The sequence below is a fragment of the Glycocaulis sp. genome (assembly GCF_052168375.1).
Classification (GTDB): domain Bacteria; phylum Pseudomonadota; class Alphaproteobacteria; order Caulobacterales; family Maricaulaceae; genus Glycocaulis.
In genome coordinates this window covers 1-22,796 of record NZ_JBQLZR010000331.1, presented here as the reverse complement: position 1 = coordinate 22,796, position 22,796 = coordinate 1, and the positions used below count along the sequence as shown (strand labels likewise).

Genomic DNA, 22,796 nt, shown 5'->3' with positions numbered 1-22,796 from the left:
GACCCTTCACGCTGCCGGGCTTGGTAGCCACCCTGTCCGCATATTCGTCGCGGGCATCGCGGGTTAGCGACCTCAGGCGCACAAACCCGTAGCCGAGCGAGATCAGGATGAAGGCCGCAATGACGGCGAGGAGAAGCTGGAGCGAGAAATCATACATGCCCCCTCATCTAGCGCGTTGCGGCCTCGTAGGCGAGCATGGCGCGCTTGCGCTCCAGCCCCCAATGGTAGCCGTTCAGGCGCCCGTCGCTGGCCAGCACGCGGTGGCAAGGGATAAGCCAGCTGACCGGATTGGCCCCGACCGCTGCACCCACCGCCCGGCTTGCACGGATGGAGCAGACATCGCGGGCGATTTCGCCATAACTGGTTGTCTCGCCGGGCGGTATGGCCAGCAGGGCGCGCCAGACCTGGCGCCGCCAGGGCGTCCCATAGAGGACGAGCGGAATGGGGTGGCCTGCACCGTCTCCGAAAATGCGCATCGCATAGTCGGCAGCACTGGCATCGTCGCGCGTGAACTGCGCCGCCGGAAAGCGGGCCTTAAGGTCCGCTTCGGCTTCGGCCTCGCCGCCCGCATCGGCGAAAGCCAGCGCAGAGAGCCCGCGCGGCGCGACCAGAAACACGCCCGTACCGAACGGGGTCGGCGCATGGCCGAGCGCAAACTCCAGCCCCAGCCCGGCATTGCGGGCATTGCCGGGCGTGACCGCTTCTTCGGCAATGAAGACATCATGCAGGCGCGACGGGCCGGAGAGACCTGTTTCCAGCGCCGCTTCGAGCACGCTGGCGCCGTCAGCCAGCAGGCGCCGGGCGCTGGCATGGGTGAGGGCAGCGATCATCCGTTTGGGACTGGCACCGGTCCAGCGGGTGAAGACGCGCTGGAAATGGTGGGCCGACAGGCCGGCCGCTTGCGCAATACGCTCCAGTGAGGGCTGCTCGTCCCAGTGTGCGGCAATGAAATCCAGCGCGGCATTGATGCGCGGATAGTCCTGCGCACGGATTTGCAGGCCGGAAGGAGCGTCGGAAAGGGAATCGGATGTCTGCATCATGGGGCCAGTCTGGCCGCACGGATCAGGCCGCACCACCCGATTCTTGCGCAAGGCGGGGTGAGTGGCGGCGTGACTTTTCCAGCGCCTCGCGGATCGCTGCCGCCAGGTCTCGCCGCTCGCGCGGCGACAGGACGCTGCCAACGACCAGATGACGGCCCATCGAAGTCAGGCGCGCCTGCACATCGGGCTCATCCTCATGGTCCAGCTCGACGCGCGTCCAGGCCGGCTGAAGCCGGTAGAGTGTCTCATAGCCGGTGGGCCAGCGGCGCAGAACATGAATGGCGTCCGGCGTGATGTGAATGCGCTCCAGCCGGCGCCCGTCCCGGTAATTCAGGCGGAAGGCCAGCCAGACGATCAAGAGGTCCAGTCCGAAAAAGCCCATGACCGGCCAGGCACCTATCAGCAGGAAGGCCAGACCGGCGGTAAAGCTGATCACGGCAATCGCTACCATCAGCGCTATGAAGGCCGGGCCGCGCAAGGAGCGGTTGGGCCGCACATGGGCGTCCAGCAACACAGCGTCAGCCACGTCGAGAGCCTCGACGCGAAGCGGACGGCCGTGCGCAGCAATGGGCCAGTTTTCCATGGGTGTGCGGCGCTTCATGCGCCCGAACATAGGTCTCCTGAAGCGGTCAGGCGAGCGGATGCCTTGCGTCGAATGGCTGCACGTGTCCGGCAGGTGAAGCGGTGATGAATGGAACGGCCTTTCATGAGCCGCATTTTGTCATTAGCTACAGGCCCGTAGAGATCGCCAAACCCATACGGAGCACCTCTCCATGCTGAGTTTTTTCGCCAGTGCGCTGGCTGCGCTGTCCACCGGACTTCACGAGGGCGATGCCAGCACGACGACGCCTCCGGCCACCAGCCTGCCCGTGCAGGCCGTGCAGGAGGAGGAAGCCGCTGACGCCCTGCCGCCGCCCGAGCTGATCGAGCAGACCGGCCGCGGCGAGGCCGTGGAGCGGGAACGCGCACTGGAAATCTTTGCCGCCGTGGAAAGCCTTGAGGCCCGTTTCCGCCAGGTCAATCCGGACGGGTCCGTCAGCGAAGGCGATCTTGCCTTGTCGCGCCCCGGACGCGTGCGCTTTGCCTATGATGCGCCCTCGCCGCTCCTGATCGTGGCGGATGGTTCGACGGTTGCCATTGCCGACAGCGCACTGGAGACCGTGGACCGGGCACCGATCCGCTCCACCCCGCTGCGCTGGCTTCTGGCTCCGGCCTCCGAGCTGGAGGCGTCGGGCGCCATTGTCGAGGTCGGCCGGTATGACAACCAGCTCTATGTGACGCTGGAAGACCCGGAAGGCGAGGCAGAGGGCCGGGTGACGCTGATCCTGGCCGATGCCGACCCTGCCCTGCCAGCCTCGCAAGTGGCGCTCAATGGCTGGTATGCGGTCGACGGCATGGGCGCGCTGACGCAAGTCATGCTGGATGAGGTCGAGCTTGGCGGGCGGATCGCGCCGTCACTCTTCATTCTCGATGACGACATGTTCCAGTCGCGCCGGCGCGGCCGGCGCTAGGGCCTATTCCGTCCCGTCATCATCCTCGCCGGGTTCGTCGGTGAACTGGAGGAGGTCGCCGGGCTGGCAGTCGAGCTCGCGGCACAGGGCCTCCAGCGTGGAAAAGCGCACCGCCTTGGCCTTGCCCGTCTTCAGGATGGAGAGATTGGCCATGGTGATGCCGACACGGTCGCACAGCTCGGTCAGCGACATGCGCCGTTCGAGAAGCATCCGGTCGAGGGTGACGCGTATTGCCATTCGCAGCGCCCCCTAAATCGTCAGTTTCTGCTCGTCGCGCAGACGGGTTCCTTCGCGGAACACTTCTGCCAGGACGAGTAGGGCGATAACCGCAATCCACGCTCCGATATTCAGTCCGAACTGGGGCTGGATGGAGACCCCGCTTTCGACCGGGCGCCCGAACACCGTGAACATCAGGGCGATGATGCCGTGCGCGCCATAGCGGATGATCTGGTAGACCGCGATGGCAATGGCGATCGCGCGCAGATGGCCCGCGTTTTCGGGCACAAAGGGGTCGCCCTCGATGAGCGTGACGAGAATCCGGCGCAGACGGTCTGCAATGAACAGCATGGCAAGGATCGCCGCCACACCAAGCGGCAGGGCGATCACGATGTCGAGCTGGAGAAAGCGCAAGAAAGCGTCCGGCATTTCCGGACCGATTCCGGTTACCCGGAACAGGCCGGCTGCCATGAGCGCCAGCGTGACGAGGCTGGCGAGAACCAGAAGGCCCCAAAGGACCACCACCGTCACGTCGATCAGTATTTTCAAGAGGGATGTCAGAGATCCCGGACCCAGTGCTCGCATCCCTGTCCCTTGTCCGACGTCACACCGGGCGCGAAGCTGCCTCCAGGGGGGAGAGGTTATTCGCACCCGGTGCCGTCATGCTGCCTCACGGCGCCGCCTTATGCGACGATCGGTGAGAGCGCTGCGGCCATGCCCGCTACCACGGTAGCAACCAGAACCACATTGATGAAAGCCGCAAACGGAAAATTGCGGGTGTTGTTTTCGAGCCTGACCATCTTTGTCTCCTTTGAGATCCAGTGTTATCGATCAACCTTGGGCCTTTGCTCCGGTCTTTTTGTTTCGCCGGGGCTTTTGCCCTGAAGCAGCGGGGTGTTCCCCTTGCCTCGAAAACACATCTAGCAAGGCCCTCATCGCTTTGCAACAAAAAAATATCGAAAAACGATATGAATTTTTCGAAAGGCGATATGCGCAAATGGATGCAGTGACCGTAAACCGCCTTTTCCGCGAGGCTCCGCTGTGGGTCATCGCGAGCCATAATGCTGGCAAGATCAAGGAGATAGGCGCGCTTCTGGCCCCCTACTCCATCGCCGTCAAAGGGGCCGGCGAAATGGGTCTGGAGGAGCCGGAAGAGACTGAAAAAACTTTCTCCGGCAATGCGCTTTTGAAGGCGAGGGCCGCCGCAAGAGCCTCCGGGGCGGTGGCACTGGCGGACGATTCCGGTCTTGAGTTGAGCGCGCTTGGTGGTGATCCGGGCGTCTATTCGGCGCGCTGGGCAGGTCCGGGGAAGGATTTCGCGCTCGCCATGCAAACGGTGGAGCAAAAACTGGCCGAAACGGGAAGCGCCGACCGATCGGCCCGCTTTGTCTGCGTCCTTGCGCTCGCCCATCCCGATGGCGCCGAAATGGTCTTTGAAGGCGAGGTGAAGGGCGAGCTTGTCTGGCCGCCGCGAGGCACGAGCGGCTTTGGCTATGATCCGGTCTTCGTACCGGCAGGCGGGTCTGAGACCTTTGCCGAGATGGATGCGGCGGCGAAGACCGCGATCAGCCACCGGGCCGATGCCTTCTCGAAACTCATCGCAGCCGTGCTCCAGCCTTGAGCACGCCAGACCCCGCGCCGCTTGGCCTCTATGTGCACTGGCCCTATTGCGCGCGCATCTGCCCGTATTGCGATTTCAACGTCTACAAGGCGAGGGGTGCTGACACGCAGGCACTGACGGACGCCCTGCTGGCGGACCTGGAGCGCTGGCGCGGGATTACAGGTCCGCGCCCGCTTGCCAGCATCCATTTTGGCGGCGGCACACCTTCCCTCATGCCGCCTCGCGAGATTGCGCAGGTCATCGAGACGGCAAACCGGCTATGGGGTCTTGAAGACGGCGCAGAGCTGGGGCTGGAGGTCAATCCGGCCGAGCGCAACCGGCTGGGCGATATCGTTGCGGCTGGCATCAACCGGCTGTCGGTCGGTGTTCAGGCTCTGGACGACCTGGCTCTTGCGCGCCTCGGCCGCGATCACGACGCGCGGGCGGGGCTCGACGCGCTGGAAATGGCCCGCGCGCTGACAAACCGTGTATCGGCCGACCTTATCTATGCGCGCGAGGGCCAGAGCCTGGGAGACTGGCAGCGCGAACTTGAAAGCCTGCTGCCGCTGGGGCTGGACCATATCTCGGCCTACCAGCTCACCATTGAAGACGGCACTGCCTTTGCCCGCCAGGTCCGCCGGGGGACGCTGATCCCGCCTGAAGAAGGACTGGCCGCCGACCTGTTCACCCTGACGCAGGTATTGACCGGGGCTGCGGGCATGGAAGCCTACGAGATCTCCAATCATGCGCGCGGATCCGCAAACAGATCGTGCCATAACAGTCTTTACTGGACCGGCGGGGACTGGATCGGGATCGGACCCGGCGCGCATGGGCGGCTCGGCAACCATTCAGGCGGCGGACGCATAGCCAGCGCCGCACCCTTGCGCCCGGCGGACTATATCGCCTCAGCGGGGCAAGCCGAGCCGGAAGCCGAGCGCCTGACCGGGCTGGAAGAGGCGCAGGAGCGGGTGCTGATGGGTATGCGCATTAAAGAGGGGCTGGATCGTGCGCGCCTGCGAGCCCTGACAGGATACGACATCGACGTGAGCAAAGCGGACGAACTGGCCGCGCAAGGGCTGATCACGCTGGATGAGGGACATGTGCGCCTGAACCCGACCGGCCGTCTCTATGCCGACCGGATCGCGAACGCCCTTGCCCCCGGCGACTGATCAGGATTCGCCCTCATCGGTGAGGAAGTCCGGCTGGAAGCGGACAGGTGCCGGATCAAGCACCTCGAACTGGCCACCCCGGATGGTATAGAGTGCAAGACCGCGCTCCACCGTGCCGTCGCTGCGCAGGCGGAACAGGCCGTCCACGCCCAGAAATCCGTTCGCATCCTCGATGACGGTGCGCTCCACGCGGCCCGCGCTTGCCATCAGCACGGCCAGCGAAGCGGCGTCATAGCCGAGACCGGCAAGGCGGGAGGCCTGCTCCCCGAAGGCCGTCATGTAGGCTTCCTCGAAGCGGCCGCGCTGGCCGGCATCGGGGCCGGCAAACCAGCCATGGGCCAGCGCCGGTTCACGCGCGCTGTCCGGATTGCGCCAGAGCCCCGTGCCGACAAATTTCACCACCAGAGGGTCGATATCGGCAAACAGGAGGGACGGGGCGAGCATGCGCAGATCGTCACCGCCCACGGGCAGCATGACGACCTGGAACGCGCCACCATCGGAGGGCGTCCAGTTCTCACCGGTCATGGCAAGAGCGGTGCCGACCTCCAGGCGCTGGATGCCGGACCTCGCGAGGCGCCGGGCAGCCTGACCCATGGAATCAACACCGCCGGAATAAATTTCTTCCGCCGTGACGGTGCCGCCTGTAGCAGCCGCAGCCTCGCGATAGGCCTCGCTGACAAGCTGCCCATAGGGCGTGGCCGGCGCGACGATGGCATAGCGGCTGGCACCCAGGGAAGCCGTATAGCTGACCACACGGCGGACCTCTTCCTCTGGCGGGAAGCTCAGGAGATAGACGCCGTCGCCTGCAACGCTCGTATCGGTGGAGAAGGAAATGACCGGAATGCCGGCCCGGCGCGCCGGGCCGGAGGCCGCCCGTACCTCGGCAGCCAGAAGCGGGCCGATGATCAGATCGGCGCCGTCAGCAATCGCTGCCTCGGCGGCGGCTTCCGCGCCGCGCGCCGTGCCTTCGGTATCCTTGGGCAGAAGCACGATATTGCCGATGCCACGCTCGAAAAGGGCAAGCTCTGCAGCGCGCAGGAGATGGCCGGCCTCATTGCGAAGCCCCGCCGAGGAACCGGAGAAGGGCAGGAGCACGCCGACGCGCACCAGTTCCATGCCTTCCATGTGCGGCGGGGTGAAAGCGAGGCGTTCAGGGCTCATCTCAACACCCAGCACCGCCGGCTCAGGCGGTGCGCCAACTACCGGCGAGGCCACGCCTTGCGACACATCGGGGCGCTGCGGGCCGCTGGACGCGGTGCAGGCGGTAACAGCGAGGCCTGCCAGCATGACCACGGCAAGGGTTCGGGCAAGGCGGCCTATTGGCGCCAGCGCGCAGGTGGGCAACACTGAAATCGTCATGGTTCCGGTCCTCATCACCCCTGCCGCCCGCTTCGTCTGCCGGTGCGGCGTCAATCGAAGCTACCGGCGCCGTCCGTCCGGAGCAACCGCGCACATGCCGAAACCGGCTGGCGCTGGACGGCCATGAAACGCGCGGCCCGGCGATCCGCCGAAAGGCGCGGGCGGCGCGGGGAGTTCATGGCCTGCGCGCTCCTTGTCCTTACCGGATGGCAGATTGCCGGACGCCGGGTGAAAACGCCGCTGGGCGAGATCGACATCATAGCGCGGCGCGGGCGCACGCTGGCTTTCATCGAGGTGAAATGGCGCGCGACACCGCTTGGTGCCCGTGAAGCCTTCCACCCGCGCCAGCAGGCGCGTCTGTTACGCGCGGCGGCCATGTGGCGGGCAAGGCGGCCGGGACTGGAACATTATTCCACCCGCTTTGACCTCATCTGTATCGTACCCGGACGCTGGCCGGAGCACCTCAAGGGCGTTCTCAGCGCCGATCACGGGCCGGAAAAGCATCTGATCTAGAAGGGCTTTGGCAGAAAGTTAACGTGACATCTTGACGGCACCGTCAGTTTTGTTCTTTTCTTGTTCCGGTTTTATACCGCAATGTTCACCTGCTCTGTGGAAAAGCCCAGGGCCTGAAAAGCACATAACTTTTACGTTCAATGAATCCATTTATCGGAGTCGTCATGAGCGCCTTTACCCATTCTGCTTCCTTTGAAGGCGCTGAAGCCCGGCTGGTCGACGTTCAGGTGCAGATTGCGGGCGGGACACCCGCTTTCAGTGTCGTGGGGCTGGCCGACAAGGCCGTTGCCGAGAGCCGGGAACGGGTGCGCGCCGCATTTGCAGCGATCGGGCTTTCGCTGCCCGGTCAGCGCCTGATCGTGAATCTGGCTCCAGCCGACAGACCCAAGGAGGGGGCGCATTTCGACCTGCCCATCGCCATCGGCATACTCATCGCCATGGGGGTCCTGCCGCCCGAGGCGGGGTCAGACTATCTGGCCATGGGCGAGCTCGGTCTTGACGGTTCGATCTCGGCGGCGCCGGGCGCCCTGCCCGCCGCCATGCTGGCGGTCGAGCGCTCCACGGGCTTCATCTGCGCCCGCGATAGCGGCCCGGAAGCGGCCTGGGCCGGGGGCGATCTCGCCATTCTGGCACCGGCCTCGCTCATCCAGCTCGTCAATCACTTCAAGGGCGGGCAGGCCCTCGTCCGGCCCCAGCCCGGCGATCTGGTCGAAGGACCGGGCTTTCGCGACATGCGCGATGTACGCGGACAGGAAACGGCCAAGCGCGCCGTGGAGATCGCCATGGCGGGCGGTCACAACCTGCTTTTCGTCGGGCCTCCGGGTTCGGGCAAGTCCATGCTGGCCGAACGGGCAGCGGGACTGTTGCCGCCTCTTTCTGCAAAGGAATTGCTGGAAGTTTCGATGGTCCAGTCGGTCGCCGGACTGTTGCAGCGCGGCGAACTGACCCGGACGCGCCCCTTCCGCGCGCCGCACCATTCCGCCTCGATGGCTGCGATGGTTGGCGGCGGCACGCGGGTGCGGCCCGGCGAAGCATCCCTTGCCCATAATGGTGTGCTCTTCCTCGATGAATTGCCGGAGTTTCATCCCCAGGTACTCGATTCCCTGCGTCAGCCGCTGGAAACCGGCGAAATCGCAGTGGCCCGCGCGAATGCCCGCATCACCTTCCCGGCCCGCTTCCAGCTCATTGCCGCCATGAATCCCTGTCGCTGCGGCTGGGCAGGCGCGGACGGACGCTCATGCGCGCGCGGGAAGAATTGTGCCGAGAGTTATCAGGCGCGCATCTCCGGTCCGATGCTGGACCGGATCGATCTGCAGATAGAGGTGCCCCCGGTGACCCCGGCTGATCTTGCCTTGCCCCCCGCACAGGAAGGCAGCCGGGAGATAGCGCAACGGGTTGCAAAAGCCCGCGAGGTGCAGATCGAGCGTGGCAGCCTGAATGCGCGCCTGTCGGGCGAGAGGCTGGACACCGTGGCCGCGCCGGATGCCGCCGGCGCAGAGCTTCTGGGCCGCGCCGCAGAGGCCATGGGACTGACAGCGCGGGGCTATCACCGGGTGCTGCGGACCGCGCGCACAATTGCCGATCTGGACGGCGTGGACGGCATACGCCGCATCCATATTGCCGAAGCCTTGAGCGCCCGGCGCAGTCAGCCGCCTTCAGGCGGATCGCAAGGCGCCAGTTTTCCCCGTATGGAACCGGTGAAAACCACCGGCCGTTCGACGCTTCGTTAACCTGCCCGGCGCTAGCTTCGCGCGCATGACACACGACACGCCGCCTGCACGCGACCCTGAAATCCCAGATGCCACAGGCTCACAGGCGGGCCTGCGTGGCATATTCGATACGATGGGCGAGCTTGTCATCGTGCGTGATCGCGATGGCCGGCTGAGTGATGTGAACGGCGCGTTCCTGCGCGCCTTTGGCGGCACGCGCGAGGACTGGACCGGGCGCTGGTTCGCCGTTGCCCCCGCGTTCGGCGAGGCTGGCTCACACCGGCGCTACGATGTCGCCATGCGCACACAGGCGGGCCCGGTCTGGATCGAATGGTCCGAAACGGTGACGCCAGAAGGTTCCATCGTCGCCGTCGGACGCGACGTCACCGAGCAGCGCGGCCTTGTCGAACGCGAGAGCGAGGCAGCTCGCGGCAAGGGTGTTTTCTTCGCTGCGGTCACACATGAACTGCGCACACCGCTTTCCGGCGCGCTCGGTACGGCACGGCTTCTCGAAGATACAGGGCTTCGTCCCGATCAGGCCGCCTATGTGGCGGCGCTGAAAGCCAGTGCCAGTCACGCGCTCAAACTGATCGACGATATTCTGGACCTGTCCCGGCTGGAGGCAGGCAAGCTGGAATTGCGGCCCGAGCCGCTTGATCCGGCCCGCCTCGTCGAGGAGGTCTGCGAACTGCTGTCGGAAAAGGCCGCTGAAAAGGGCCTCGCGCTTGCCCATGCGCAAGGCCCCGGCGTGCCTGCCCAGATTCGCGCCGACCCGGCACGGTTGAAGCAGATTCTCTACAATCTTGCCGGCAATGCCGTGAAGTTCACCCGCGAAGGCGGGGTTCTGGTAACGCTGGAAGCTGATGGGGAGAATTTGCGACTGTCGGTGCGCGATACCGGCCCCGGCATCAGCCCGGCCGATCAGGCGCGCCTGTTTGAACAGTTCGAGCGCGGCGCCGCCGAACGTGACAAGAGCGCACCCGGTGCCGGCCTTGGCCTTGCCATGGTCAAGCGCCTTGCCGAAGCGATGGATGGCGAGGTCGGTGTCCGGTCCCAGCCGGGCGAGGGCGCGCTGTTCTGGTTCAGCTTCCATCCGGCCGTACTGCAACGCGCGCCGGTGCGCCGTCCGCTGGCCGGACGCCGGGTCCTCATCGCGACGCCGTGCGCGATCGAGGCCGATGCCTTGGTCCTGCATGCCGAAACGCTTGGCGCGTGGGCGGAAACCTGTTCCAGCCAGGCGCAGCTCTTTGCGCGGACCGAAACAGTGCGGCCCGACATAGTCATCCTCGATGACAGCTGGAGCGAGGACGCCCCGGCACTGGCCGCGTCCGGTGGTGCAGGCCGCATACTGGCGCTCGCCCGACCGCGCACCAAGGGCCGCTATGCCGGCAAGGACAAGCCCGGCGGTATTGATGGCTGGCTGGTGGCACCTGTAAGGGCCAGCTCGCTTGCCCGGTTTGCCCTTGGCAGCCGGTCGGGAGCTGAGGATCGCGAGACGGAAGTGCGCGGCCCGGTGCTGGCCGGGTACCGCATCCTTCTGGCCGAGGATGATCCGGTCAATGCGCTGATCGCGCGCACCCTCCTGTCGCGCCTTGGCGCAACGGTGGTGATGGCAGCCACGGGACGCGAAGCGGTTTCTGAAGCCTCGCAAGGCGGGTTTGACGCCGCATTGCTGGACCTTCGCATGCCGGAGCTCGACGGACGTGACGTCGCGGCCCGCATCCGGTCCCTGAGCGGGGAGCCGGGCGCCGTCCCGCTTATCGCGCTCACCGCCAATGCCACGGAAGCCGACCGCGATGCCTGCCTTGCTGCCGGCATGGATGCCTTCCTGACAAAGCCGGTCGATCCCGATGAACTTGCAACCGTGCTCTCCGGCTTGTGCGGCGGTCAAAACCGGGCAAGGCTGAGCGCCTGATCCAGTTTTCCAGCGGGGACGATCCGCTTCCATGACCGATACCGCCGCCGACACGCCCGAGCGCCGCAACTGGCGCCAGATCCTGCTGGTGTATGGCACGCCGGTGATGATCTCGATGCTGGTACTGGGCTTTGCCTCCGGCCTGCCCCTCTACATGGTGTTCCAGAAGCTCTCCTTCTGGCTGCGCGATGCCGGGATTGAGCGCTCTACCATCGGTTTCTTCTACTGGGTGACGCTCTCCTACACGCTGAAATTCCTGTGGGCGCCGGTCGTCGACCGGATCAGAATCCCCTTCCTGCATGCGCTTCTGGGGCCGAGACGCTCCTGGATCGTCACCGCGATTGCCGGCACGGTCATTGCGCTTCTCATTATCTCGCAGACCGATCCGGCGTCAGGCCTGCTGCCGGTCGCCATAGGCGCGCTGCTTCTGGCCTATTCGGGCGCAACGCTTGATGTGGCGATCGATGCCTGGCGCATCGAGAGCGCACCCAACGACATGCAGGCCAACATGGCTGCGGCCTATTCGCTGGGCTACCGCTTTGCCTACATGACCTCCGGGCTCGGCCTTGCGATTTCCGAATGGGCCGACTGGGGCTGGTCGTTCAAGGCGATGGCGCTGGCCATGGCAATCTCTGCCGGCCTCGTCTTCCTCATGAAAGAGCCTGCGGCGGGCCGCGTAAAGCGCGGCCTGGAAGGCCCGTTCGCGGTGAAGGTGGCCCGCGCGGTCATCGAGCCCTTCCGCCAGATCCTTGGCCGGCTCGGTGTGTGGTTCATCCCTGTCATTGCCCTCGTTGCGATCTACCGGCTGAGTGATTTCACCATGGGCGTCATGGCCGCGCCGCTCTATTCCGATATCGGCTTTGCGCGTGATCTGGTGGGCGGCGTGCAAGGGGGGCCGGGCCTCATTGCAACGATCTCGGGGCTGTTCCTCGGCGGTGTTGCGGCGTTCCGCTTCGGCCTGCCGCGCGCACTGGTCATCGGGCTGGTGATCACATTCGTCACCAATGGCGGATTTGCGTGGCTGGCGGCGACGGCCGGGCCGGATGATGGCTGGCGCCTGACGCTGGCCATTGTCGCTGACAATCTCGCCGGCGGCTTCGTGACCACCGTGTTCATTGCCTATCTCTCAAGTCTCGTGGACCCGGAGAATGCGGCAACACAGTACGCGCTCTTGAGCTCGTTCTATGCCTTCTTCGCGAAATTCCTGTCAGGCTTTTCCGGCGTTCTGGCGGACGCAGTGGGCTGGGTCTGGTTCTTCATCCTGACGGCAGGATGGACGCTGCCCGCTGCCATCCTGCTCTTCGTCGTGATCCGTTATGGCAGCGAAGCGGCCAAGGGCCGCGAACGGTTTGCCGAACGGGAAACCGCTCCCTAGCCAGCCTTGACGTCCGCGTTGCTTTCCGGTGCGCCGGAAAGATCGTGCGCGGCCAGCGCAGCGAGGGTGAGGATGTCGGACACACCCGCCCCCAGACGGGCAATCTGGACCGGCTTTTCCAGACCCACCAGCATCGGACCCAGCACGGTTGCGCCGCCCGCGGCGCGAAGGAGCTTGGTCGAGATGGAGGCCGAGTGGATGGCCGGCATGATCAGCACATTAGCCGGACCGGTCAGGCGCGAGAACGGGTAGAGGCGTGTATGGGCCGGGTCGAGGGCAACATCGGCATTCATCTCGCCCTCGTACTCAAAATCGGGTTTGCGAGCGTCCAGAAGGCGCACCGCCTCCTGAATCTTCTCGGAGCGTTCACCAGCCGGATTGCCGAAAGTGGAATACGACAAGAGTGCCACGCGCGGCTCCACGCCGAACCGCCGGGCGGCAGCGGCTGCCTCGCAGGCCATGTCGGCCATGGCCTCGGCGGTCGGAAACTCGGTGACATTGGTGTCGGCGATAAAGAGCGTACGGCCACGGCTGAGCACCAGCGACATGCCCATCACCCGCTCGCCGGGGCGCGGGTCCAGCGCCATCTGCACGTCCGCAAGCGCCTGCGCATAATTGCGGGTGGTCCCAGTGACAAGCCCGTGCGCGTCACCCAGCGCCACCATGCAGGCGGCAAAGACGTTGCGGTCATTATTGACCATGCGCTGCACGTCGCGGCGCAGATAGCCGCTGCGCTGCAGACGGGCGAACAGCCAGTCGGCATAGGCAGCATTGCGATCGGACAGGCGCGCGTTGACGATCTCGATGGCGTCTTCCGGCACGCCGACAAGGCGCATGTTCGCCTTGGTCGTCTCCTCCCGGCCTACAAGCACGGCCTTGCCCAGACCCTGAGACTGGAAGGCGTGCGCAGCACGGATCACGGTCGCTTCCTCGCCTTCGGCAAAGACGATGGTCTTGCGGTCGGCGGCACGCACCTCGTCATGCAAGGCCTGCAGGATGGCGGCGGTGGGATCGAGGCGGCGGGCAAGGGCCGCCTTGTAAGCCTCCATGTCCTCGATCGGGCGCCGGGCAACGCCGGAATCCATTGCGGCTTGCGCCACATAGGGCGGCACATGGCTGATCAGGCGCGGATCGAACGGCGCCGGGATGATGTAGTCCTTGCCAAAGCTGGGGCGCGAGCCGTGATAGGCGGCGGCCACCTCGTCGGGCACGTCCTCGCGGGCAAGCTCGGCCAGGGCCTGGGCGGCTGCGACCTTCATGTCCTCGTTGATGGTGCGCGCGCGCACATCAAGAGCGCCTCGGAAAATGTAAGGAAAGCCAAGGACGTTGTTGACCTGATTGGGATAATCGGAGCGGCCTGTCGCCATGATCGCGTCGGAGCGTGCTTCGCGCACCTCTTCGGGCGTGATTTCCGGATCAGGATTGGCCATGGCAAAAATGATCGGATCGGCGGCCATGGATTTCACCATGGCCCTGGTCACCGCCCCCTTGACCGAGAGGCCGATAAAGCAGTCCGCCCCGTCTAGCGCCTCTTCCAGCGTGCGCCGGTCTGTTTCGGCGGCATGGGCCGACTTCCACTGGTTCATGCCCTCGGTACGGCCCTTGTAGATGACACCCTTGGTGTCGCACAGAATGGCGTTGTCATGGGCAACACCCATGGACTTGATCAGTTCGAGAACCGCAATCCCGGCTGCACCGGCCCCGTTCACGACCACCTTAAGATCCTTGATGTCGCGCCCGGAAAGCTCGCAGGCATTGATGATGCCTGCAGCCGTGATAATGGCCGTGCCGTGCTGGTCGTCATGGAAGACGGGAATATCGAGCAGTTCGCGAAGACGCTCCTCGATGATGAAGCAGTCCGGCCCCTTGATGTCCTCCAGATTGATCCCGCCGAACGTGTTGCCGAAGCGGCGCACGCATTCGACAAAGGCATCGGGATCATTTTCCTCCACCTCGATATCGATGGCGTCGATATCGGCAAACCGTTTGAAGAGAACCGCCTTGCCTTCCATCACCGGCTTGGAGGCTGCAGGCCCCAGATCACCCAAGCCCAGAATGGCGGTGCCGTTGGAGATGACGGCGACGAAATTGCCCTTGGAGGTATAGTCGTAGACCGCATCGGGATTGGCGTGGATCGCCTTGACCGGCGCAGCGACACCCGGCGAATAGGCCAGCGAGAGATCGCGCTGTGTCGCCATCGGCTTGGTTGCGCGAAGGGCAATCTTGCCCGCTGGCGCAAGCCGGTGAAAGGCAAGAGCTTCTTCGTCATCCACGCGCGGCTTGCGATCAGTCATGAGAGGTCCATCTGGCAGTTCGGGAATAGGCCTATGCCGTGCAAGCCTAGACGCTCACTGCAGGCCAGCGAAAGCCTCTTTAGCCAGCGCAAGAAAATCACCCTCTGGCCTCGCCCCTTGCGGGCGGCAGGCGGCTGGTTAACTTGCCGCCATGAACGCCGCCTCTCCCACGACACAACAGCTTGCGAGCCGCACCTTTCCGAGCGCGGACGGTGCAACGCCAATGATGGCGCAATTCCTTGCCTTGCGGGCGAGCGTGCCGTCCGAAGCGCTGCTCTTCTACCGCATGGGCGATTTCTACGAGCTCTTCTTTGATGACGCCCTGCAAGCGGCCGCCGCGCTCGACATCACGCTGACCAGGCGCGGCGAACATCAGGGCGAACCGATCGCGATGTGCGGCGTGCCAGTGCACAATGCACAGATCTATCTGTCGCGGCTCATCCGGGCGGGCTTCAAGGTCGCCATTGGCGAGCAGGTCGAGGACCCGGCAGAAGCCAAGAAGCGCGGCGCGAAGTCCGTCGTTGAGCGCGCGATCACGCGCATCGTCACGCCGGGCACGCTGAGCGAAGATGACCTCCTCGATGCGCGCAAGTCGAACCGGCTCGCGGCCCTGGCGCGCGGCGCGGCGGGTGATCTGGCGCTGGCTTTTGCCGATATTTCCGATGGGAGCCTCGCCGTCATCGCGCTCGAAGCCGAAGCGATGGAAGCCGAACTGGCTGCGCTGCAACCAGCTGAATTGCTGGTGCTGGACGACGATGTGCGGCGCGTCGCTGCCTTCCTGTCCGGCACCGCCCTGACGGCGCGGCCAAAGGCAAAGTTTGATCCGGCCTCCGCCGATCGGCGCCTGAAAGCACGCTATGGCACGTTGAGCCTTGACGGGTTTGGTGATTTTTCACGGGTCGAGCTGGGCGCTCTGGGCTGTCTTCTGGACTATCTGGAATTGTCGCAGGCCGGCGGGGCGCCCAAGCTTGCGCCACCAAAGCGGCTGGAGGCAGGCGGGTGGCTCGCCATTGATCCGGCTGCGCGGGCGAGCCTCGAGATCGAGCGGACCTTGCAAGGCCAGCGCAAGGGCTCCCTTCTGGACGCCATTGACTGCACGGTGACGGCGCCGGGCGCGCGCCTCCTTGCCGAACAGCTGTCGCGCCCCTCCGCACGCCTTGAGGAGATTGAGGCCCGCCTCGATGCGGTAGCCTTCCTGCATGAGCAATCAGGTTTGCGCGAGGGCTTGCGCGACAGCCTGAAAAGCGCCGGTGACCCGGCCCGCGCCCTGTCGCGCCTGTGCCTGGAACGCGGCGGTCCGCGTGATCTGGCCGCGCTTGCACGCGCCCTCAAGGAAGGCGAGCGGATCAATGCGGCCTTCGCGAAAGCAGGCAGCGCCAGACCGCCTGAAGCCCTCGACGCGGCGCTGGCCACCCTCTCGCTCAGCACCCGCCCGGAGCTTGCCGCACTGGTGGAGGATATCAGCCGGGCTCTCGTAGAGGAGCCTCCGCTCTTCGTGCGTGATGGCGGGTTTGTCGCGGAAGGCTGGGACGCGGCCCTCGATGAGGTGCGCACGCTCAAGGACCAGTCCCGGCGCGTAGTGGCGGGCCTGCAGAAAACCTATGCCGAGCTGAGCGGCGTCAGCGGGCTGAAGGTCAAGCACAACAATGTGCTGGGCTATTTCATCGAGGTGAGCGCCCGCCACGGCGATGCGATGATGGGGACCGAACCCTTCATTCACCGCCAGACCATGGCCAATGCGGTCCGGTTTTCCACGACCGAGCTGGGCGAGCTGGAATCAAAGATCGCCTCTGCGGCCTCTCGCGCCATTGCGCTGGAGCTGGAGATCTTTGCCGGTCTGCGCGCGCGGGTTGAAGCCCTGGCGGAGACCATCCGCGCCTGCGGTGAGGCTCTGGCGGCCCTTGATGTCTGGGCGAGTGCCGCGCACTGGGCCGTCAGTGCCGGGGCTTGCCGGCCCCGCTTCACCAAGGGTCGCGAGCTGCATATCGAGGGCGGGCGTCACCCGGTTGTGGAACGGGCGCTGGAACAATCGGGCGAGGCGCGCTTCACGCCGAATGACTGCCATCTCGATGGGGATGGCAAGGATGCCCACCGGCTACTTCTGGTAACCGGGCCGAACATGGCCGGTAAGTCCACCTTCCTGCGCCAGACCGCCATCATCGTGATCATGGCGCAAGCAGGCCTCTTCGCTCCCGCACGAACGGTCACACTGGGACTGGTCGACCGGCTGTTTTCACGCGTGGGGGCTGCTGATGATCTGGCACGCGGGCGTTCGACCTTCATGGCGGAGATGATCGAGACGGCGGCCATACTGAACCAGGCAACGCCGCGAAGCCTGGTCATACTGGACGAAATCGGGCGCGGCACCTCGACATGGGACGGGCTGTCGATTGCCTGGGCGACGGTAGAACACCTTCACGCCGTCAATCAGTGCCGGGCGCTCTTCGCCACGCACTACCACGAACTGACCCGGCTGGCCGACGAGCTGGACGGGACGGGCAATGTGTCGCTGAAGGCGCGCGAGTGGAAAGGCGAGCTGGTCTTCCTGCACGAGGTTGGCCAGGGCCCTGCCGACCGTTCGTACGGGGTTGAGGTTGCGCGGCGCGCCGGTCTGCCCGATGCCGCCGTGCGGCGTGCGCAGTCCATTCTGGCCAAACTGGAATCCGATGGCAGCCCGGCAGCGGCGCTGGCTGACCTGCCGCTCTTCTCCGCGCAGCCCGCACCGGCCGCGCCAAAGCCTTCAAAGGCACTGGATCGATTAAAGCAGATTGACCCCGATTCCCTGACACCGCGTGAGGCGCTCGAAGCGCTTTATTCCCTCAAATCGCTTTCGGACGAGAGCTGAACCGGCGCTTCAACCGGGCATAGAAGGAGGCTTTCCATGAGCTGGGCCTTGAGCATTGAAAAGACTGATATCACCGATGCGGCGCTGGTGGAGGAGGCTTCCCGGCCCTTGGAACCGGGAGAAGTGCGCCTTGCCATTCGCCGGTTCGCCCTGACGGCCAACAACATCACCTATGCCGCCTTCGGTCATGCAATGGGCTATTGGCAATTCTTCCCCGGTGCAGACGGGCGCGGGCGCCTGCCGGTCTGGGGGTTTGCCGACATCGTGGAAAGCCGCGCTGAGGGGGTCAGCCCCGGTGAACGTGTCTATGGCTATCTGCCGGCCGCCTCGGAACTGATCGTCACGCCCGGTAAGGTCCGGCCTGACAGCTTTTTTGACGCAGCGGGCCACCGGGCAGACCTTCCGCCTGTCTACAACCGGTATGAACGCTGCGCCTCTGAACCAGCAGCCTCAGCCTCGCAAGAGGCTGTCAGGATGGTCCTGCAGCCGCTTTTCCTCACCTCATTCCTGATCGACGCCCATTTGCGCGATACCGGCTTTGCCGGTGCGCAGCGCATCTTCCTGACCAGCGCGTCCAGCAAGACCGCGCTCGCGCTCGCCTTCCTGCTTCAGCGTGGCAAGGCGCAAGGCGTGCACGTCGAGGCGCTGACCTCGGCGCGCAATGCCGGCTTTGTCTCTGGCACCGGGCTCTATGACGCAGTGACGAATTACGATGACATTGGCAGCCTTGGTCCGGACCGCCCGGCCCTGATCGTCGATTTTGCCGGTTCGGCGGACGTGAACCGCGCGGCGCACACTGCACTGGGCGAAGCGTTGCAGGCCAATATCCGCGTTGGCGGCGCACATTGGGATGACAGCGCCCCGGCCAAGGACCTTGCAGGGCCACGCCCCAGCTTCTTCTTTGCGCCCGATCACGCCCGCACGCGCGTGGCCGAATGGGGGCCGGAAGGGTTTGCAAGCCGGCAGGCAGAAGCCTGGGCTGCCTTCGTCGATACGGCCGGGACGCTGCTGAGCTGGCGCAGCCTAGAAGGCGGGCCGGCGGCACTGGATGCCTACACAGCCCTCACCGCCGGCAATGTGGCTGCCAGCGAAGCGCTGGTCGTGGAGGTGCAGGCGGCGTGACCGGCTTCAGACGAAAAGGTCAGCTGACTAAGCCGGGCCAATAGCCTAAGAGCTAGCCTCATGAGACTTTCTGCCCTTCCTGCATCACTTGACGGACTGCGCCTGCGCGCAGAGCTGGCCGCTGCCACCCGCGAGGGCTGGGAGCAGCCCGCCGCCCGGCAGGCCGGTATCGGGCGATTGAAGAAATTCCTCGAGGCAGGGCGTCTGCACGCCGCCAGCAAGCTCTCTGGCAATGCGGGGGGTCTTGAGGCTGCGCGCGCGCTGTCAGGCGTGATGAATGCCGCCATCCGCGCGCTTTTCGATTCGGTGGCCACCGATTTTGACGATGATGGCGCGACCGCGCCCGGCCTCGCGGTGTGCGCGCTTGGCGGATGGGGCGCTGGCGAGCTCGCCCCGCAATCGGATATCGATCTTCTCTTCCTGACCGGCACCCCGGCCCGCCAAGGCGCCGAGGCCATTGTTGAGCGCATGCTCTACGTCCTGTGGGATTGCGGGCTGAACATTGGCGGCGGTGCCATCCGGACCGTGGACGAAGCCTTGAGCCTTGCCGCAGAGGATGTGTCGGAGCGAACCGCCCTCCTCGATCTGCGCTGGGTATCGGGCGATGAACGCCTCGTCAGCACGCTGCGCCTGAAATTCGACCGCGCGCACCGGACGCGCGAGGCCATCGCCAGCTTCGTCACCGCAAAACTTACCGAACGCGATACCCGCGTCGACCGCCAGGGCGACAGCCGGTATGCGGTGGAGCCGAACATCAAGGACGGCAAGGGCGCCTTGCGCGACCTGCAAACCCTGCGCTGGCTGGCCCAGGTGCTATACGGCAATGACGCCATGGAGCGCTGGGTCGCGAGCGGGCTGCTGACGGTTCAGGACGTGGAACGCTATCTGCGCGCGGAAGACTTCTACTGGACCACCCGCTTTCACCTGCACCGGCTGAACGGGCGCAAGGATGACCGCCTGACCTTCGACACGCAGCCGGAAATCTCCGCGCTCATGGGCTATGCCGACAGCGAGGATACGCTGGGTGTCGAAGACTTCATGCGCGATTATTTCCGCCGCGCGATCGATGTCGGGGCGCTGACACGGCTTGTCTGTGCCAAGCTGGAAGCCGACGAGCTGAAAGACCCTCCCTCCGGCATTGGCCGCTTCCTGCCTGCTGATGGGGTGCAGAAAGGCGACGAAGCGCTGGAAGCAGCCGGTTTCGTGGTGCGCTCGGGCCGCCTCGCCTTTGCCGACCCGGCCCGGGTTGAAGAAGACCCGGTTCTCATGCTGACCCTGTTCGAGCTGGCTGCAGCGCGCCATCTCGATTTGCACCCCGATGCCGTAGCACTGGTTTCACGCTCCTTGCGCCTTGTGGACGAAGGCTTCCGGCGGGACCCGCGAGCGGCGCGCAGCTTCTTTGCGACCCTGCTGGAGTCCGATGACCCACGCATCACCTTGCGGGCGATGACCGAAGCCGGCCTTCTGGGCGCCTATATCCCCGAGTTCGGCGACATCGTCGCGCGCACGCAGTTCAACATGTATCACCGCTTTACGGTGGACGAGCACACGCTGAACGCGCTGGGACTCTTGCGCGAGATCGAACAGGGCAAGCTTGCCGCAGACCATCCGCTGGCCACGCGCATTTTCCCCGAAATTGCCCATCGGCGCGCCCTGCATCTGGCCGTGCTTTTGCACGATACCGGCAAGGGCAATGGAGACCAGTGCATAGAGGGCGCGCAGCGTGCCCGTATCGCCTGTGAGCGCCTCGGCATCGAAGAGGCTGAAGCCGAGCTTGTCGCCTGGCTGATCGCCAACCATCTCGAGCTCAGCGATGCCGCCCAGCGCCGTGATCTGTCCGATCCGCGCACCGTGCTCGATTTCGCCGGACGCGTCGCCAACATGGAGCGGTTGCGCCTTCTGACCGTGCTGACCGTTGTCGACATCCGGGCTGTCGGGCCGGGCGTGTGGAATGGCTGGAAGGCACAACTCATCCGCGATCTCTACGAGGCGACCGCTGCCGTGCTGGCCGGCGGTGAAAAAGCCGGTGAGGAGGAGGCGCGTGCGCGCCTCCATGCCCGCGCCGACCGTGCACGCACGCTCTTCCGCAAGGAAATGGAGCGCATCGACCCCGACTTCGCCCAGCGCTGGATCGCGAGCCTTGATGACAGCTACTGGCTGTCCTTTGCCGAAAGCGACCGCCTGCGCCACGCTGCCTTTGTCCGCGCAGCCGAGGCGCGCGGCCGGGACGTAGCCTGCGGTGTTCGTGTTGACCGCCGCCGCTCGGCAGCAGAGGTTCTGATCCTGTCGCCTGACCGCGACGGTCTCTTTGCCGATATCGCCGGCGCACTGGCCCTTGCAGGCGCCAATGTGGTCGGCGCACAGGTCGCCACGACCACGGGCGGAACAGCCTTCGACGTCTTCTACGTGCAGGAACAGGGCGGAAAGCCCTATGGCTGGTCGGACCTGACGGCGCTCGACCGCCTTCGCGCCCGCGTGGAGGCAGCGGCACGCTCCGGGCTTGGCGGAGAGGCAGTGATCCCGCCGCGCCGGGTGGCCCGCCGCGAAGCCGCCTTCACGGTCAGCCCCTATGTCACCATGGAAGGACAGGCAGCGGACGGCGCGCTGGTCATCGAGGCGTCGGGGCGCGACCGGCCCGGCCTCCTGCACGACCTTGCCCGCGCCATTACCGATCTGGGGTTTTCCATTCAGGCGGCCCGGATCGACGGCTATGGCGAACGCGCCGTCGACGTGTTCTACGTGACCGAGCAGGGCCGCAAGATTTCCGATCCGGCCAAGGAGAAGACCATCGCCGCCGCCCTGATGCGCGAACTTGGGCCGGGCGAAGCCGGTATATCCGGCGCACCGGAGCGCCAGAGCGCCGAAGCGAGCATCGGGCGATAATCGATGCGGCTCCTGCGCAATCTCGGCGTCATCAGCATTCTGACCCTGCTCAGCCGTATTGCCGGACTGGTGCGCGAGATCCTGACGGCTGCGCGGCTCGGGGCCGGACCCATCGCCGACACCTTCTTTCAGGCCATGACCATTCCCAACACTTTCCGTCGGGTGCTGGCCGAAGGTGCATTCAACTCCGCTTTCGTGCCGCTCTATGCGCGCGAACTGGAGGAAAAGGACCGGGCTGAAGCCGATCGTTTTGCCTCCGAGGCCCTGTCGTTCATGGCGAGCTTCACCGCGCTCCTGGTAATTGCCTTTCAGGTCTTTGCGCCCTGGCTGGTCTATGTGTTCTTTCCGGGCCGGATTGGCGATCCCGACGGGCTGATGCTCGCCGCCCTGCTCTTGCAGATCATGATGCCCTACCTGCTCGCCATGGTGGTGACGGCGCTGATCTCCGGCGGGCTTAACAGCAATGGACGGTTTGCGGTCGCGGCCGGGGCGCCGGTACTCCTGAACATTGCCCTGATCACGATCCTGCTTTTTGAGTGGGAAAGCCGCGAGACGCTTGTGATCTGGCTGGCCGGTTCGGTGACGGTGTCCGGATTTGCGCAAGTGGCGATGCTCTGGGCTGCTGCGGCCCGCGCCAAATTGCGCCTGCGCCTCCTGCCGCCGCGCCTGACACCCAGGGTCAAACGCCTCTTGAAGCTGGGTATTCCCGGCGCGCTGGCGGCCAGCGCCATGCAGGTGAACGTGGTTGTCACCTCGTCCATAGCGACCCTGGAAGAGGGCGCGCGCTCCTGGCTGAACTATGCCGAGCGCCTTTACCAGTTGCCGCTGGGCATGATCGGCATTGCCATGGGCATTGCGCTGTTGCCCAACCTCACGCGGCGGGTCCGTCAGGGCGATGAGGCGGGCGGCCAGTTTGCCATGAACCGGGCGGTGGAAATCTCGCTCGCTCTCACCTTGCCGGCTTCGCTCGCCTTTCTGGTCATCCCTGAGCTCATTGCCTCCGGCGTCTATCAGCGCGGGCAGTTCACCGGCATTGATGCCAGCAATACCGGCATCGCGCTTGCCATTGCCGGCCTCGGCCTTCCGGCCTTCGTGCTGGTGAAGGTACTGGCGCCCGGCTTTTTCGCGCGCGAGGACACGAAAACCCCGATGCGCTTTGCCCTCATTGCGGTGGCGGTCAATTTCGTCTTCGCGCTGACGCTCTTCTTTGGCGGGCTGGGCTTTGTCGGGCTGGCGATCGCCTCC

Annotated in this window: 17 protein-coding genes; 11 read left to right on the top strand and 6 right to left on the bottom strand. The window is 65.3% G+C overall.

All coding sequences use genetic code 11. The annotated features are described in order from the left end of the window. Positions 1–167: 167 nt before the first annotated feature. Together ACTS2Z_RS13830 and ACTS2Z_RS13825 are read right to left on the bottom strand one after the other, a co-directional pair. Complete coding sequence (locus tag ACTS2Z_RS13830; RefSeq protein ID WP_442573785.1) at positions 168–1,040, bottom strand: methylated-DNA--[protein]-cysteine S-methyltransferase; 873 nt, start codon at positions 1,038–1,040, stop codon at positions 168–170. A gap of 22 nt (positions 1,041–1,062) precedes the next feature. Continuing rightward, positions 1,063–1,653: a DUF2244 domain-containing protein gene (locus ACTS2Z_RS13825; RefSeq protein ID WP_442573784.1), complete on the bottom strand. Its 591-nt coding sequence runs from the start codon at positions 1,651–1,653 to the stop codon at positions 1,063–1,065. A gap of 160 nt (positions 1,654–1,813) precedes the next feature. On the opposite strand from ACTS2Z_RS13825, the gene ACTS2Z_RS13820 reads away from it, so the two are divergent. Next, complete coding sequence (locus ACTS2Z_RS13820; RefSeq protein ID WP_442573783.1) at positions 1,814–2,551, top strand: LolA family protein; 738 nt, start codon at positions 1,814–1,816, stop codon at positions 2,549–2,551. Positions 2,552–2,554: 3 nt separating this feature from the next. Here the strand turns inward: ACTS2Z_RS13820 and ACTS2Z_RS13815 are convergent, their stop codons facing one another. Next, positions 2,555–2,788, bottom strand: coding sequence for a helix-turn-helix domain-containing protein (locus ACTS2Z_RS13815; RefSeq protein WP_188451420.1), 234 nt, complete (start codon positions 2,786–2,788; stop codon positions 2,555–2,557). Positions 2,789–2,800: 12 nt separating this feature from the next. Continuing rightward, positions 2,801–3,316 carry a DUF2975 domain-containing protein gene (locus tag ACTS2Z_RS13810; protein ID WP_442573782.1) on the bottom strand — a complete coding sequence of 172 codons (516 nt, stop codon included), beginning with the start codon at positions 3,314–3,316 and terminating at the stop codon, positions 2,801–2,803. 457 nt (positions 3,317–3,773) lie between these two features. On the opposite strand from ACTS2Z_RS13810, the gene rdgB reads away from it, so the two are divergent. Next, on the top strand, positions 3,774–4,388 hold the full coding sequence (gene rdgB / locus ACTS2Z_RS13805) for an RdgB/HAM1 family non-canonical purine NTP pyrophosphatase (protein WP_442573786.1): 615 nt from the start codon (positions 3,774–3,776) through the stop codon (positions 4,386–4,388). After that, positions 4,385–5,536, top strand: a complete 1,152-nt coding sequence (gene hemW, locus ACTS2Z_RS13800) for a radical SAM family heme chaperone HemW (RefSeq protein ID WP_442573781.1) — start codon at positions 4,385–4,387, stop codon at positions 5,534–5,536. The genes rdgB and hemW overlap by 4 nt, the downstream gene beginning before the upstream one ends. Here the strand turns inward: hemW and ACTS2Z_RS13795 are convergent, their stop codons facing one another. Beyond that, positions 5,537–6,895, bottom strand: a complete 1,359-nt coding sequence (locus ACTS2Z_RS13795; RefSeq protein ID WP_442573780.1) for a penicillin-binding protein activator — start codon at positions 6,893–6,895, stop codon at positions 5,537–5,539. A 123-nt stretch (positions 6,896–7,018) separates the two neighbouring features. Here ACTS2Z_RS13795 and ACTS2Z_RS13790 point away from each other — a divergent pair, with 123 nt between their 5' ends. The 4 genes from ACTS2Z_RS13790 (at position 7,019) to ACTS2Z_RS13775 (ending at position 12,407) form a co-directional block, all read left to right on the top strand. Further along, complete coding sequence (locus ACTS2Z_RS13790) at positions 7,019–7,408, top strand: YraN family protein (RefSeq protein WP_442573779.1); 390 nt, start codon at positions 7,019–7,021, stop codon at positions 7,406–7,408. A 164-nt stretch (positions 7,409–7,572) separates the two neighbouring features. Beyond that, positions 7,573–9,138, top strand: coding sequence for a YifB family Mg chelatase-like AAA ATPase (locus ACTS2Z_RS13785; RefSeq protein WP_442573778.1), 1,566 nt, complete (start codon positions 7,573–7,575; stop codon positions 9,136–9,138). 25 nt (positions 9,139–9,163) lie between these two features. After that, complete coding sequence (locus ACTS2Z_RS13780; protein ID WP_442573777.1) at positions 9,164–11,032, top strand: ATP-binding protein; 1,869 nt, start codon at positions 9,164–9,166, stop codon at positions 11,030–11,032. Between the two features lie 31 nt (positions 11,033–11,063). Further along, positions 11,064–12,407, top strand: coding sequence for an AmpG family muropeptide MFS transporter (locus ACTS2Z_RS13775; protein ID WP_442573776.1), 1,344 nt, complete (start codon positions 11,064–11,066; stop codon positions 12,405–12,407). On the opposite strand, the gene ACTS2Z_RS13770 is transcribed toward ACTS2Z_RS13775, so the two are convergent. After that, positions 12,404–14,701 carry an NADP-dependent malic enzyme gene (locus tag ACTS2Z_RS13770; protein ID WP_442573775.1) on the bottom strand — a complete coding sequence of 766 codons (2,298 nt, stop codon included), beginning with the start codon at positions 14,699–14,701 and terminating at the stop codon, positions 12,404–12,406. The two genes, ACTS2Z_RS13775 and ACTS2Z_RS13770, sit on opposite strands and share 4 nt — an antisense overlap. A 151-nt stretch (positions 14,702–14,852) precedes the next feature. On the opposite strand from ACTS2Z_RS13770, the gene mutS reads away from it, so the two are divergent. From mutS to murJ, 4 genes are all read left to right on the top strand, one after another. Then, positions 14,853–17,546: a DNA mismatch repair protein MutS gene (gene mutS / locus ACTS2Z_RS13765; RefSeq protein WP_442573774.1), complete on the top strand. Its 2,694-nt coding sequence runs from the start codon at positions 14,853–14,855 to the stop codon at positions 17,544–17,546. Between the two features lie 36 nt (positions 17,547–17,582). Then, on the top strand, positions 17,583–18,668 hold the full coding sequence (locus ACTS2Z_RS13760; protein WP_442573773.1) for a DUF2855 family protein: 1,086 nt from the start codon (positions 17,583–17,585) through the stop codon (positions 18,666–18,668). A 60-nt stretch (positions 18,669–18,728) separates the two neighbouring features. Beyond that, positions 18,729–21,551 (top strand): [protein-PII] uridylyltransferase, encoded by a 2,823-nt coding sequence (locus ACTS2Z_RS13755; RefSeq protein ID WP_442573772.1) that lies wholly within the window; start codon positions 18,729–18,731, stop codon positions 21,549–21,551. A gap of 3 nt (positions 21,552–21,554) precedes the next feature. Then, positions 21,555–22,796, top strand: a 1,242-nt coding sequence (gene murJ / locus ACTS2Z_RS13750; protein WP_442573771.1) for a murein biosynthesis integral membrane protein MurJ, incomplete at its 3' end; no start/stop codon positions are given.